Origin of the sequence: uncultured Aquimarina sp. (genome assembly GCF_947492405.1) — a bacterium.
Classification (GTDB): Bacteria; Bacteroidota; Bacteroidia; order Flavobacteriales; family Flavobacteriaceae; genus Aquimarina.
Map to the genome: position 1 here is coordinate 282,379 of NZ_CANLMP010000001.1, position 15,748 is coordinate 298,126.

7 protein-coding genes and 1 pseudogene are annotated in these 15,748 nt (G+C 33.6%); 5 read left to right on the forward strand and 3 right to left on the reverse strand.

The features are described 5' to 3' along the window. Positions 1-11: 11 nt before the first annotated feature. The 3 genes from Q0829_RS01165 to Q0829_RS01175 all read left to right on the forward strand — a co-directional run bounded on the left by Q0829_RS01165 (position 12) and on the right by Q0829_RS01175 (position 11,680). On the forward strand, positions 12-9,782 hold the full coding sequence (locus Q0829_RS01165; protein ID WP_298538950.1) for an RHS repeat-associated core domain-containing protein: 9,771 nt from the start codon (positions 12-14) through the stop codon (positions 9,780-9,782). After that, complete coding sequence (locus Q0829_RS01170; RefSeq protein WP_298538952.1) at positions 9,782-10,342, forward strand: hypothetical protein; 561 nt, start codon at positions 9,782-9,784, stop codon at positions 10,340-10,342. Before Q0829_RS01165 ends, Q0829_RS01170 begins: the two co-directional genes overlap by 1 nt. 285 nt (positions 10,343-10,627) lie before the next feature. Beyond that, positions 10,628-11,680 (forward strand): tyrosine-type recombinase/integrase, encoded by a 1,053-nt coding sequence (locus Q0829_RS01175; RefSeq protein WP_298538955.1) that lies wholly within the window; start codon positions 10,628-10,630, stop codon positions 11,678-11,680. A gap of 186 nt (positions 11,681-11,866) precedes the next feature. On the opposite strand, the gene Q0829_RS01180 is transcribed toward Q0829_RS01175, so the two are convergent. Continuing rightward, positions 11,867-12,427, reverse strand: a complete 561-nt coding sequence (locus tag Q0829_RS01180) for a hypothetical protein (RefSeq protein WP_298538957.1) — start codon at positions 12,425-12,427, stop codon at positions 11,867-11,869. A gap of 2 nt (positions 12,428-12,429) precedes the next feature. Continuing rightward, positions 12,430-13,491, reverse strand: a pseudogene (locus tag Q0829_RS01185) (hypothetical protein); the annotation flags it as partial. A gap of 1,113 nt (positions 13,492-14,604) precedes the next feature. On the opposite strand from Q0829_RS01185, the gene Q0829_RS01190 reads away from it, so the two are divergent. After that, entirely contained in the window at positions 14,605-15,057 is a 453-nt protein-coding gene (locus Q0829_RS01190) for a hypothetical protein (protein ID WP_298538959.1), read from the forward strand. A gap of 154 nt (positions 15,058-15,211) precedes the next feature. Continuing rightward, the gene (locus Q0829_RS01195; protein WP_298538964.1) at positions 15,212-15,346 is read left to right on the forward strand and encodes a hypothetical protein; all 135 of its coding nucleotides are present in this window, start codon (positions 15,212-15,214) and stop codon (positions 15,344-15,346) included. 75 nt (positions 15,347-15,421) lie between these two features. Here Q0829_RS01195 and Q0829_RS01200 read toward each other — a convergent pair whose 3' ends face one another. Continuing rightward, positions 15,422-15,616, reverse strand: a complete 195-nt coding sequence (locus tag Q0829_RS01200; RefSeq protein WP_298538967.1) for a hypothetical protein — start codon at positions 15,614-15,616, stop codon at positions 15,422-15,424. Positions 15,617-15,748 lie beyond the last annotated feature (132 nt).

Genomic DNA, 15,748 nt, shown 5'->3' on the forward strand with positions numbered 1-15,748 from the left:
TATACGACAATATGAATACTAAGAATTTACATAAAGCATTATTATCCCTGTTATTGGTAATCGGTAGTATCGGGTATGCGCAGAACGAAGATGTATATACAGCAGATCAACTTAACGATATTATAGATAATTCTAATGCAACATTTGTTTTCGAGGAATCTGTATTACCTAATGATGATATCAAGGATGTAAATCCTATGACATATATAGCACTGAATGTCGATGAGCAATTAGGTGCTGCATCCTGGTTTAGGTTTTCTGTTGAATTAGAAATCACATCATTATTTCCTGAAGGAGAACCAGCCAAAACTGTAGTTTTGGAAGTAGAAAGTAATAATATACCCGGTTCTGGAGGGAGTTTTACGAATGTAAATAAACATTTATTAAGAGATGTTTACGGTGCTACGGTTAGGATTGTTAAAACAACGTATAAGGATGTTGATACGGATAGTGCAGAACAGAATAATGTATCAATTCCAGAAAATGTGTCGTTAACTGTAGGTTTTGATGTGGATCGTTATTTTAACTTGGATCCTGCAAATGCTCCACAAGTTTCAGTGCCAACGGCACAAGATATTGCGGTTGCTAAAGAAGTAGCAATAAGCTGGACAGAGGTAACGGGGGCTATAGGGTATGATTTAGAGTGGACTTGGGTAGATAGTTATTCAAAAGATTTTAACACACCGTTACGACCAGACCAAATTGATTTCTCTACAAGGGATTTTGAATTGGATAATACCAGAATTCAAACAGATACGACAAACTATTCGATTCCGCTTATTTATTCAAAAGGATATATCATTTTTAGGGTTCGTGCAGTAGGTAAATATCTTGAAGATATTACAAAATATAAATACGGTCAATGGAGTAGCGGACTAGATGAGAAACAAAAAGTTGACCAATGGCCACACGTAGTAGAAGTGACTCAGGATCATGAGAATAATAAAAACTGGCAGTTTCAGGCTAGTTATGCCGAAGAAGGTAAAAAGAAAGAAGTGGTAAGTTATTTTGATGGTACCTTAAGAAATCGTCAAACAGTAACTAAAATTAATAGTGATAACCGTGCAATTATCGGAGAAGTAATCTACGATGCACAAGGAAGACCAGGGATAGAGGTATTGCCCGTTCCTGTAAACGAGAATGAAATTCGTTATTATGAAAACTTCAATTTAAACGAAACCAATGCACCATATAGTTACCAGGATTTTGATACTGAAGATAAAATATCTCCTAATGAAGTGAAAACAATAGGTATGTCTAATGCTGCAGGAGCTAGTAAATATTACTCAGTAAATAATGATATTGCTACTATTTTTAGAGATCGTATTGCTCAGGCAAGTGGGAAACCATTTTCTCAGATAGAATATACTTCTGATAATACGGGACGTATTAAAAGAAAAGGAGGAGTTGGATCAGATCATCAGTTAGGGAGTAAGCATGAGATGCGTTATTACTATGGAAAACCAAAACAAAAAGAGTTAAATAGACTTTTTGGCTATAATGTAGGTAATGAGATTCACTATAAGAAAAATGTGGTTATTGATCCAAACGGTCAATCCAGTATTAGTTATATAGATCCACAAGGGAGAACAATTGCTACAGCATTAGCAGGAGGAAGTCCAACAAGTTTAGTTCCCTTGTTTGATGAAACTAATAATGTTTTACACGAACTAATTACATTTGATCTTTTTGAGGACCCAAAAAGTAATGCCAATTATGTTACACGGAATTTTGGAGCATTAGAAGATGCTAAGTTCTATGCGTCTCAACAAGTAAACGCTGCGGATCTTACGGATTATTTCTTTGATTATACGTTAGATGTAAACGAATTAAAATTCACTGATGAGTGCGCAGATGACACCAATGGATACCCTTATGTATATGATCTGCAGTTAGACGTAATGAATGATATAGGGGAGTCTCTTTTGACCAATTCTGTAAATACAACACTGACAACAGATACCTCATTGTCTTTGTTAACTTTAAAAGACAGTGTCTTAGATCTCGAGGCGGGTTCTTTTGGTATTGCAAAGTTGTTAAAAATAAACAAAGAGAAGTTAGAAGAATATACCGAGGATTATATAGCAAGAATTACCGATGAGACGAATACGGAATGTTATATAGACCCATCTCCATTTTCTCCTGATGCAAGTTTAGATGGATGTTTTATAAAAGATAAAGAAAGTTGTAGAAATGCTATTTTAATGGGACAAGAAGTGGGTATAGCAAAAGAGAATTATATCACCCAACAACTTGAGTCTTATAATCAGTTTTCCACAGCTGATGAAATTGTTATGTTAAGAGAACGTTTTGCAAGAGAATTTGATTTGTTATTAGCAGTTTGCGAGGAAACCTTTGGAACAGATGGTATTAGTACTGATGGAACTGATAATCAAGATGAGGTGATCAAAAATTCTATTTCGTGTAATAATGATAAAGATGCACTCATAAAAGACATGAGTATCGCAGGTCAATACGGAATGCAGTTTATTGAAGAGGCAATAGAAGATGAAACATTACAAACCTGGGAAAATTTAGAACCCCTAAGTATTTTCAAAGAAGACAATATATTATTCAGTGCTAATGGAAATAGCTGGAGAAATCCTTTTCACTATGAAAAAGATCTAGGATCAGATACAGGGCATTATTATGATGAAAATGGGTTTGTTAGCTATATCCGAGTAAAAGATTTAGGAAATGATACTTATGATCCACAAATTCTGGAAGGCGCGCCAAAAGAAGAAACAGAGCAAGAAGGATATTACAATGTAGAACCACAATATATTACAGATATAAATCAGCTAAGAAGTTATTGGCAGGATTCCTGGGGAGAATCGCTAATTGTATACCATCCAGAATATACTTATCTGGAATATTCTTTTGCAGTATGTGCACAGATAGAGAATATTGGAACATCGTTTAGAATGAATAGCGATGGTTTCAATAACTATATTATGGGATTGGATTATGAAGGAGCAAAGGCATTTGGAGTATTTAGTACAGGCGCGGAAACATTTCTATCTGATAATGATCCGTACTTTAGATCAAGTATTCCTAATTTCGAAATTGGCGCCAGTTATTCCAATAGAGTAAATCTAATGGAGTACGCATTGAATACCTATTACGATAGCTTCGACACATTTATGCTTCAGGTTGCTTATAATACGGCATTTTGTAATAGTGTGTCTGATTGTAATAATAACTTTTCTTCATTTGGTGAATTAACCATTTCTTTGGGTAGCCTTTCACCAGCTGATCAAAATAGAGTATGGCAAACATATAGATCGTATTATTTAGCATTAAAGCAAAAGATTCAGTTTGTATTATCTTCTTTATACGCATACAATAATGGGTTTTATAACACCTGTATTGGTGTCGATGAAGCACCGGCTTCATTAGTAGCTGTAATTTCTGATTATCCACAAGCAGGAGCGATTAACGGATTGTTTAATCAGCCTTCGGATAACTTATGTAATACAAACGGGAATGAATTGTATCTGGAAAAAGAAAAACGTTTTCCTCCAATCGATGATTTATACAATTCCGGTCAGGATACAGCAGATGTGGTACAAGAAACAATTAATCAAGCCAATTATGAGTATTTTATCAATACAGGAATATGTCCTATGGCTAGAGATATGGAATTGTATCTTAATGGATTAGCTACAGAATTGGACGATAATGAAAAGCCAATCTCGTTAGTAGGTACCAGAGAATATAAAGGACAGTATCTGAGTAAGGATTTATTTGAAGAATTAGGAGGTACACTTCCGGTGGGTAGTTTTAATGTGGTGGGAACTCCAAATGGTAGTACCTTGTCTTTAACTTTTGATAATGGAACTCCTGTTACCTTAACCTTAACCGATATAGATGCTGCTAATTACTCTTGGACTGGATATAACAATCAGTGGCGTATCACCAAGATGAGTGGTGTTTATGATGATGAGAACCAATATAATACATCTACCCAAACTTTTGGTTTTAAGATTTTAGTTAGAGTACAGCCTACTACAGGGGATACAAGTTCTTTTGAAGAAATAGTGTTGTCAGGTACTACGCAAGCCAGAATAGGACAATGTTCAATAAACAATTCCGGGAATGATGTTGGTCAGGATTTAGGATCTGGAGCAGAAGGAACCTCAGTTTTTAATGATTGTGATAAGCAACCTCGTTTCAAAGCTGCTATGATTAATTTAATGAATGCTTTGGTACAAAACGGTAATATCGGAAGTACAGATTATGAAATTACCAATTTAGATGCTTATAGAGATAGTTACTTGCCAGAGTACTTTGAAATTCCTGTGGGAGAAGAGGTATACTGGAATGTATTGGGTAATACCTGTTATATAGAAACTGACAACGAAACACATCTTACGTATGTGTTGGATGGTAATTTACCTTCGGGATCAGATTATATCATCAGTGGATTGTTTATTGGGGAAACTATTAATAACGTTACAGGACTATCCAATGTAGCCAATCTAACATATTTAGATGCTAACTTTTCTAAAGTAAAAATAGAAGGTCGAATTTTTAAAGAGGCAAAAACACTACTTAATTTCTCATGTTGTGGCGTGGTTGATAATCCAGGTGAAGATGATTTCGAAACTTGTGAAAATGGAGGCGTTAGTTTAGACTCACAAGTAGAATTTTATTTTAAAGAGTTGATGAATGCTTTATTGGCAAATGGAGAATTTTTTAATAAAGATGTATCCCTAGGGAATTATCCTGAGTATAACGATTTTATTCAGAAATATTTACAATCAAATGCCTTAAGAAATTGTGGGGATATTGGGAGTTGTACTAATAATGATTTTGTAGATTTTTTCAATACGAATGAGGTTTTCTGGTCATATAATGATTTTAGTAGTCAAATTCGCCTAAGAATTCATTATCTAAATCAGCACAATTTTGACATTGTAATAGATGGAGATGTTGATGACATTACATTGGTAAAAGAAATAGAATTGGGGGCTAGTTCTGAAGGAAGAAGACGTTTTCGATTCTTTTATTACATTAATAATACAACTGAAGAAAGACAAAGAAATGGTAATGATTTTGGATTTCAGTTTTCTTCAGAATATCCTTCGGAAGAAGGGGAATTCTCTGGCGCATATTTCTCTTGTGATCTGTTTGATATTCTGGAAGATGATACGAATACAGGTATAAGTTGTTCCAGTTATGCAGAGGATGAGATTCTATTTGAGGACTACCAAACCCAATTATGGAATTTAATTATACAAAAAAATCAAACTTCTAATTTCGGTATATTCCGAGATAATCTGGTAAATAATTTTGTTAATGAACTTGATTTAAATGAAAGGGTTATACAATTAAAAGCAACTAGTGTCAATTATTTCTTTGATCAGGATGATTTAACTGAATATAAGGTTAATGATAATTTTTCAACAATTTTAATTGGGGAATCTGAATCAAACTCAGATGTTCATAGTCTTGTTATTAGGTTAGGATATGAAAGTAGTCCTTTTATAGAAAATCAGATTAAAGAGCCTTTTAACCTTAATGATGTAGGACAGTTTGTTTCTTTTGATTTTATAGGTAGGGTTCTAAATACAACAGCGAGATTAGAAAGAGTTAGATTAACTTATATTGATAAAAAGAAACAAACAGTTACCACTGAAACGTTGGTCGAGTTTCGTTCTAGAAGTCCACAACCAGACAATCCTGAGCTTTGGCAAAGTGCTCCTTTTTTCCTTTGTACTTTGTTAGATTATGAACCTGTATCTATTAGAACGAATATTAATTCCTCTTCACAAGACTTATCTTTCAATACAAAAAACACAACAAATTCTGAAGAACCAGGGTCTTGTCTACCTTGTATCCCACAAACTGTAGAACCGGTAAGTTGTACAGATGCCTATATAACGCTACAAAGTGTTGCAGCAGGTATACAAGGTTATACTTTACCAGAGTTATATACGCAGGAGTATTTCTGTGATATCAAATATGCAGTGATCACCGAGGATTATAAATATTATATCGATAGACTTGGTATAAACAATATAGAGAGTTTACAGTTCTTAACCATAGCAGAATTTGCTTCTTCAGGTCTTAACTACGGAAGCAGCGCAACAAAGACTGTAATTGATGCATATGTACAGCACGTCAATCCAGATCCTGACAATGCAGATAGTTGGGTAGATTTTGTAGGAGAGTACTTAACAGAGAATGAACTGCCTTGTCAGCCTGCAGTGATCACCGTAATTCCTGATGTAGAGGTGGATATTATTGATAATGAAAATGACTGTGAGGAATTTATTCTTAATGTAAGCGAGACTTATAATGCAGATAGCTATAATAATTTCCTGGAAGCGAAAAGATTGGCGTTTAAGAAAGCATATCTAAAAGCTGCTTTAAAAAATGTTAATGAGACCTTTACCATGCGTTATTTTGATAAAGAGTATCAATATACATTGTATTATTATGATCAGTCAGGTAACTTAACACAGACGGTGCCACCTGCAGGAATTGATCGTTTTACAAAAGATGAACTCGATGCTAATGGTATCCATGCGCAGATCAATGAGCATAGAGCTTTAAATAATGCTACAGAAAATGCCACATTGCTGCCAAACCACCGTTTGGTGACAGAGTATAAGTACAACTCGCTTAATCAATTAGTGTGGCAATACACTCCGGATGGTGGAGAAACTCGTTTTGCCTATGATGATCTAGGTAGAATCATTGCTTCGCAAAACGCGAGACAAAAAGAAGATAATACCTTTAGTTACACAACCTATGATCAATTAGGGCGTATTACAGAAGCCGGCGAACTTATACCGACAAAGAGTATTGCTATAGAAGAAAGTTCTGGTAAACTTATATTTACAGCAGATAATACTTGGGTGCCTAATAGACCAGAGGATAATTACCCAAAAAATATCTCTGAAAACCAGATAGAGGTAACCAAAACGATTTATAGTACACCGGTGTTTAATGCAGCTGCTATTTTTAATACGGTTGTAGACGCTAACGATGATCTAGTAGATAATGCCAGAAATAGAGTAACAGGGATCTATTATTTTGATGCTTTTGAATCAGGTATGTTAATCCGACAATATAATAATGCGATTTTCTATGCGTATGATATCCACGGGAATGTAAAAGAAGTAGTACAGCATAATAAGCAAATGGCTACAGATCCTACTAACAGTATCTCTGGAATTAAGAATATAGAATATGAATATGACCTGATCAGTGGTAATGTGCAGCGCGTAATTTATCAAAAAGGAAAACCGGATCAGTTTATTCATAAATACGAATATGATGCTGATAACCGTATTGTTAATGTGCAGACCTCTGATGACAATATGATCTGGGAGCAAGATGCATCCTATCAATATTTTGCACACGGACCGTTAGCCAGAACCGAACTGGGTAATGCCAAAGTACAAGGTATGGATTACGCCTACACCTTACAAGGTTGGTTAAAAGGAGTGAACTCAGAAAGCCTAACCCCGGATGCCGATATGGGTAATGATGGTGCTGCTGGATCCAAAGTAGCAAAAGATGCTATGGGATACTCTTTAAGTTATTACGGAGTAACAGATCCTGCAACAACTAATGGAGACTATACCTCTGTAGGAAACATAAGTACTACAGCTTTTGCTAACGGAAACACAGCCGGTAAAAACCTGTATAATGGTAATATCAAACAGATGATTACCAGTTTGATCGATAATGATGAGTCTATGCTGGGATTACAGCGTAACGAATATGAATATGATCAGTTGAATCGTATCAAACAAATGCAAGGGTATGATGGTAGTGGAAATGAAAATTATAAAACTACCTACGACTATGATAATAATGGTAACTTAGAAAAGCTAATGCGTACCGATGATACCGGTACGGTAATGGATAATTTTACCTATAATTATAATGAAGAGGCAACAGCTGATCCGATAACCAACAAAAAATACAAACTATCTAATCAATTGCGCTCAGTTTATGATGATCCGAGCATAGATGCAGTATATGATAAAGATATTGATAGCGGGCAGGAGTTAGATAACTATATCTATGACGAGATCGGACAGTTGATAGAGGATAAGGCAGAAGGTCTTGTTATAGAATGGCGAGTAGATGGTAAAGTAAGGAAGGTAACTAAGAATGATGGAACTACCATTAGTTTTGGATATGACGGATTAGGAAATCGTATTTCTAAAACTGTGATGCCAGAGAATAAGACGACCTTATATGTGCGAGATGCACAAGGAAATACCATGGCGGTATACGATACTTATTCTGACGGAATACCAAATCCAGAAGTAAATCCAATAGAGCTAGAACAAAAAGGAGAAAACATTGCCGATAATCAAGATTTCAAAGCAGTAGATATGATTACTCTGGGTACGGAGACGGAAGAAGTAGTGGTAGAGCCTACAGCTACGGTTACCTATACAGCAGGAAATGGGATTACCTTAAAGCCTAATACGCACCTTAAAGCTGGTGCAGATATACTCGCTAAGATTGCTCCGGTAGAAGGAATGGTAGGTAATGAAGAAGGCGTGTTCTTAACCGAGCATCATATTTACGGTAGCAGCCGATTAGGGTTAGAAGAAAAACGTATTAAAACTACCGATGAGGAGACTGCACTAGCAGACATGTTTACCAATGGAGTAGGAGATAAGCGTTATGAACTAAGCAATCATTTAGGGAATGTATTGAGTGTAATCACCGATCGTAAGTTGATTGATACGGAGAATTTAGCTACCTTTACTCCGGACGTTCTTTCATATAATGATTACTATCCGTTTGGGATGCTATTAACAAACCGAAATGGAAATGCCGGTGAGTACCGTTATGGCTTCCAGGGACAGGAAAAAGACGATGAACTAAAAGGGGAAGGGAATAGCTTGAACTACACCTTTAGAATGCACGACCCTAGAATCGGTAGGTTCTTTTCTATAGACCCTCTAGAAAAGAAATATCCAATGCTAAGCCCTTATCAATTTAGCGGAAATAGACCTGTTGATTCTAAAGAAATTGATGGGTTAGAAGGTTTTCAATATACGAAATATGGTATAGTGAATGGGCAAAAGACGCCTCTGAAGCAAATAGTTGAGGTAGATGTTATTGTTTTGGTTACTAATAATAAAAATGAAAAAATCAGTTTTACCACTGGCACTGGTGAAAAAGTAGAAAAAATATTGAATGATAATTTTAATCCATCGGCTATCTATAAGGATAATTGGCTGAATAGGAAATTAAGAAAAGATAAAATAGGAAAAAAGAAAAGAGAGTATACGACAACAATTGATGGGCATACAGTTCCGGTGGAGTTCATTTTTAATGTAAAGGAACAAAATCACGTTGGAGGCGAAAGCAAAAGAGACCGTCATATGAATGCAGATGCAGCTACTCAAAAGAACAGTAAAGATAATAAGTTTGTTTCAACTGATGGTGATGTAATAAGAAGAGCTGTAACTATAAGTAGGATTGAAAAATCAACTGAGGTTGTAAATGGAGCTAAAATAGCTACTTCTGGGAGTGATGGGATTGTTTTTAGAAGACCCGGGTTGTCAGTAATTGTTCACGAGATAATACATAATTTCTTTTCTTACAACCCTAAACTACAGATGTTAAATGATCCCAAGAAACATTCTGACAAAAAAATTGGAGGAGGAGGTGCTATGACTTATGGACAGAATTCACCTCCATCACAGAACAATATTGATTTTATTTTGAGTACTGTTCCAGCAGTTAATGAATCTGAAGTACCCAGAGATAATTCAAGCAAAGAAATAATTAACAATTAATGTTTAGATTTACTTTTATAATATGTTTTCTTTTTACTAGTTTTTTGTTTTCTCAACAAAATTATGATGGCTATATTTTATGTATTGACAATTCTGAAACTGGAGATAAAAATCTAAATCAGTACTATTATTTGCCGTCAAATTATTTAAAACATAGTTTTATTTTTGATAAAAAGAATTTGGAATTTGAAGATGATGAATTAGAACATAAAATTCGTTCTGCGAAGGGCTTAAAAGTTTATAAAAATATATATGATTTTGAAGGTCAAAGTTCTAATATAAAAAAGAAGGATTTAAAATTTTATGTGAATCTTAATTTTCAACTGGTTTATTTTCATTATGAGTATGATACCTCAACTATTAATGAAAAATATTTTTTAAAAAAAATTAAGGGAAATAAATATTATCTGGGTAAGATTAAATTTAGTGGTTTTGAGCTAATAGACAATGATTATTTAAAATCTGAAGTTTTAAAAATATTTGTTTTTGAAATAGAAAGAATTGAACCTACGAATCAAATTGAACAAAAACAAATGATAAAATTTATTAAAAAAAAGTAAAAAAAATTAGATTCTTTTCTAGTAAACCTCCTCGCTAGGATTCTTCATAGACGAGTGTCATATTGGATCAGTTGGAAAAAAATATAAATCTGGATGGCGTGGATTTGTAACCTGTGAGGTTGTAGCAAATTATAAACAAAAGCTGCTTAGATAGGCCTTAGGTAGTTTTTTTTATTCTAGTAACTTGAATGAAAAACAATTTTTGCGCTAATTAATATAAACAGTACATTTGTAGCTCTTCACAAAAACATCTATAGTTTTAAAGGCTTTATATTTTTAGGCTATATGAAAAAAACTACTCCCATTCTGCCATTATTTAAGCAGTTTATTCGTGATTCTGAGACAGGTAAGCGCTTAAAAAAGAATGGTACTAAAATTACTAAAGGTACTATCGAGAATTATCGGTATGTACTGCATAACTTAATAGAGTTTACAACTACTACAGATTTTGATCTGCGCATCAGTGATGCTAGTAAACTGACCAAACGTGAATTAGCTTCAGAAAAGAATTACTGGAAAAAATTCTATCGCAAATTCTCTGATTTTATGTACAAAAAGGGGTGTTATGATAATTATGTCGGTGCGAATATGAAACAGATACGAACCTTTTTTAATTATCTAAAAAACGAAAAACACTATAATACCGGGGATTTTCATAAGCTGTTATATGTACGTAAAGAAGAAGTAGATATCTTGGTATTGTCTCCAGAACAGTTAAAATTTCTGATTCATGATCAGAAGTTTCAGAAAATATTAACTCCTTCAGAAAAGCGTATTAAAGATATCTTTGTTTTTGGATGTACCACAGGCTTACGATTCTCGGATATATTTTTGTTGACCAATAAGAATTTTGAGCTGCAAAATGACGAATGGTACCTAAAGGTGAAAAGTAAAAAAACAAAGTCGTATAGCGCAGTAAAGCTTCCTAACTACGTCATAGATATTTATAAGAAATACAAATCCAGAAGTAACAAGAATATGCTATTTACACCGATTACGTTATTTAATTTTAATAAAACCTTAAAAAGCATTGGTAAGAAAGCTAATTTTACGGCTCCTATCGAGCTTTCTAGAGAACGACAAGGGAAACCCTACAACGCTTCTAAAAACGTACAGAAAAAGCCTGAGCGATTTTGTGATAAAATGAGTTCTCATATGATGAGACGTACAGCTATTACTACACTACTAATTTTAGGTATGCCAGAACACTTGGTACGTTCTATTAGCGGTCATAGTGCTAACAGTAATTCTTTTTATCGATATGTACATTTCGCGCAGTCTTATGTAGATACAGAAATAGAAAAAATTCATAATAAGCTGGAAGCTTATGGTGAGTAGCTGGTTTCTGCACTGAATATTCTTACAACAACAAAAGCTACTGCAAAAGTAGCTTTGTTATAAATTATAGTATCTTTTTTATAAATGCACGGATTGCAAATCTGCGCTATCGGGTTTACATCTTCGGCCACTAGTCAAAGATATAGCGGTAGCGATCACTTTAGTGAAAGCGAGGGCCACTTCTAATTACTCGTTCTTTACATACACCTTAAACTGAAAACAATATTTTGCATCGGTAACCCTATAAGATGCAGAATCTGTTCCCTTGTACATACCATAAGCTTTTAAAGAAATATGATCATTTATAATGCCGCGAATATAATTGTCACCTAGTTTTGTTGGAGTAATATAAAAAGGTTTCGTAATAGTATCTAAAAAACTTTTAGAATGCCCAACTAAAGTATCGCAAGGTAAATTAAAATAACGTTTAAATAACTCGTCATCCGCCATTTTTATGGGTTTGACATCCAAACACGCAAGCAAAAACCTAATATCATTCGATGTAGTTTTGATACTATCTTCTAAAGAACTAAAATATTTAATTTCTCCACGTACTTTCTTATTTAAAATTAAAGTATCGGGTATCAAAAAATCAATTAAAGTCTCTTTAGCTAATTTATCGTCTTTCCCAGATATATACATTGCATTCTTGCTTTCATCAAAGGAAAAAGCATTATTATCAATTTTATCTCTTTTTAAACAAGAAATAACTAATAATAAAATAAATAAATATTTAATTTTCCACATAATTACTTAGTTTGTTCTAAAGAATCCTGTTTGGCTTGTCTTCTTTCTTTATCTAATAACCTATTCGCTTCTCTATTTTCTGGTGTATCAGGAATAAGAGTGTCACTTCTTGGTATATGAATAACTTTAAGTCTATCACTTTTATTTATTCTTACTTTAGCATCTTTTTTCGTAATTCTTACTTTAACTTTTTTAATTTCTGGTTTAGGTACATTTTTTCGGTCCGTGGATGGATCATTATTTTCAGTATTTTCTTTGAGAAGATCTGATATCCTTTTGGATAAATCTGTAATTGATGTAATACCAGCCTCTGCTCCTCCTAGTTTTCTGCCTAATATTGCTGTAAGTGCTGATAATGCGCCTCCAAAGTCAATATTAATATCTCCCTTTCCTTCACGAGAACCGCCTAAGCCTTTCTTGTTTCCTCCAGTTCCATCGCTAAAATATATTCCTCCACCTTGTTCCTTTAAAAAGTTATTCAAACTACTCCAAAAACTCTTGTCTTCTTTTAAGTTATTTAGTGTTTTAGTAACCACTGCTTCTCCTGTAGAAATACTTGTTATGAATATTTTTTCTCCACTCTCAGGACTAATGGTATAGATATCCATTTTATTTGGGTAAGCAATATCTGCCGTATGACTTGCCGCGACTGAACCATCGCCTCCTCTTTCTTTAAATCTTGCCTTTCCCCAATCATCATTAGATTTTGCTACCATAGCTCTTAATACTAAAGTTAATATCACATCGTCATTTTGAAGAACAATTGATGATGTTTGACTTCGTATTTTTTCAACAAACCAGGGGCTATGAATAGTAATTTCTTCTAATCCTTCTAATTCAGCTGCATGTATAACTTTGTTTCCACTAAAAGAATATGGTGAATAATGAGGATATTTTGGTGCCAAAGGATCCACTGCAAAGAATCTACCCACTCTTGGATCGTGCATTCGATACTTATAGTTCAGACTATTCCCTTCTCCTTTGATTTCGTTATCCATTTCCTGTCCCTGGAAGCCATAACGGTACTCACCGGCATTTCCATTTCGGTTTGTTAATAGCATCCCAAACGGATAGTAATCTAAATCACAGGTGCGTCAGTATTTATAAGAACTTACAATTATTTTAATATGATAAAAATAACCGTTTAATACCAAAAACAACAAAATTTTAGCCACTTTTTTTGATGTTTTTTAGGGTGTTATAAAAAGCTTTTATCGCTATCTAATATAGAGAATTAAAAAATAAATCGTATTAAGTTCTATCAAAGGGTTAGGGTGAGAGATTATAGGGGTAGTGTATATCAAGAATATAATTTATACTGTAAATTTTACTATAGCATTTCTTTACATTTTTTATAACAAAAAAATCATAAAACACCCAAAACCCACTACCATAAGTGGGGAGAGGGTACTTATATAAGTCGGTATGTGAGCACCGGAGTATCGCTGGGGGTACTAATAATAGTAGGTCTTTGTATCTAAAAGTTTCGCATTGGGTAGTGCAAATACTGGATATGGGTACTTAAAACAGATGTACTTCCTGTGTCAGAGCTAAGTGTTACTTGTGTTTCACAGAGGACTCACCTATTATAAGAACTAGGGGTAGGGTACTTTATAAGTACCCTTTACGAGTATAGTATTGTTAATTTTTTAACACATATAGCGTCGCGTTTCATTATTTCTCGTTCTCCGGTTGAATAAATCCTGTGTTGTTATAAGAGTAATTTAATTCTTGATTTAAAACGTCCAAAAAAAAATATTCAAAATACTGGTATTCAGTAGAATATAAATCAGATTAGAAATAAAATAAAAAAACTCGAAAATAGACAGTAACAAAACACCTCCTAATGACACTTACTTATAGTAAGAGCAAAATTCAATAAATAAAGGTAGGCATTTAATTGAATAGCAATTACAAGAATCAATGGCTACGGTTATATGCGGGGTATGTGTGCCGTAGCCAAATTTTGATAATAAGGTTCTATAAAGACACCTAAAATTGTGAATAACTATGCGTGCATTGTTAATAAGTTACGGTTAAACCGTTTTTTTGTTAAATTTTGTGTACATTTATCCGGCTTAACAATTGATCCCTATATGATTTTATCCAGAAATAAAAATCATAATGTATTAAAAACAATCACAAATCGTCATTACTTAAACCTCACGACCCCTCCAATGAACAACTACAAACTTACGATCATCGGATTTGTAATATCCGCGTTCGTTTATTTTTCCGCTATTTTTTTAGAACTAGACCTTTTTGAACAAGTATTGGTATTTATGTCCAGCATAGAGCAATTCGAGTTCGATGAGTTTATTATTCCTTTCCTTTTGTTTTTCGTTTTTTGGGTATTTGATATGCGCAGGCGTGTCAAAAGAATCAAATTGGAAAATGCAAAATTAAAAATTTATAAAGCAATGCTATCTTCTAGTCATCATATTCTAAATAATTTTATTTATCAAATGGATATATTTAAAATCACGGCAGAAGATACTCCTGGTTTTGATGCCAGGACTTTGGCGTATTATGAAGATATCATAAGCAATACTTCACATCAGATTCATTCGCTTAGTAATCTTTCTAGCATAGATGAATATTCTATACGTACCTCCGTGATGACTGGTTAAGTGTTTATTGTTTTTTTATTATAGTTCTTACAGAGAAATAGAATAAATTTCATTTAATATTTTAGATATTATCTGCCTAAACTTTATAGTTAAGAAGATTAGAAAAACTGTAAGTATCTACTATTTTTATCGACTCTAGAGTAAAATTATAGCTATGGAAATTATTGATTACTTATTGGGTAGAGGTGGATTTGCTTTGTTAGCGCTTTTTGCAGTGGTAATTGTATTATATAATAAGATAAAAGCAAGGAGAGCATTTAGAGTTCCTTCAAAAAAGAAAAACAGATAATGTAGCATTATGAAATAAGGAGTTACACAGATGGTATAACTCCTTAATTATTTTAATTAATGAGAATAAATCCTCTTAATTAAATTGGCATACCTTAAATCCAGAAAAAGGAGTGTATCTACAAGAAACATCTCCAGGCCCCAAGAATGGAGACATATTCCAGCAGTCTGAATTTGTATTACATCGTCTTCCACCGATATTTCCTCCGTTGATCTCCTTTTGTTGTTCTTTGTTAAGAGAAGTCCCTAAGTTTTTGATTTTGTTAATCATAATGTGAAAAATTTATTAAGTTATATAGTTCTAAGTTAAATTCTTAAAAACTATAAAACTTAATCTTGTGGAAGTTCTACAGAAAAATGTGGATGAGTGTATATATTTAGACAAAAATATCTTTAACCACCT

Bases quoted from the DNA above. Each gene is read 5' to 3' on its own strand.
- Q0829_RS01180 (WP_298538957.1), bottom strand. From the start codon at position 12,427: ATGTGGAAAATTAAATATTTATTTATTTTATTATTAGTTATTTCTTGT.
- Q0829_RS01190 (WP_298538959.1), top strand. From the start codon at position 14,605: ATGAACAACTACAAACTTACGATCATCGGATTTGTAATATCCGCGTTC.
- Q0829_RS01165 (WP_298538950.1), top strand. From the start codon at position 12: ATGAATACTAAGAATTTACATAAAGCATTATTATCCCTGTTATTGGTA.
- Q0829_RS01175 (WP_298538955.1), top strand. From the start codon at position 10,628: ATGAAAAAAACTACTCCCATTCTGCCATTATTTAAGCAGTTTATTCGT.
- Q0829_RS01170 (WP_298538952.1), top strand. From the start codon at position 9,782: ATGTTTAGATTTACTTTTATAATATGTTTTCTTTTTACTAGTTTTTTG.
- Q0829_RS01195 (WP_298538964.1), top strand. From the start codon at position 15,212: ATGGAAATTATTGATTACTTATTGGGTAGAGGTGGATTTGCTTTGTTA.
- Q0829_RS01200 (WP_298538967.1), bottom strand. From the start codon at position 15,616: ATGATTAACAAAATCAAAAACTTAGGGACTTCTCTTAACAAAGAACAA.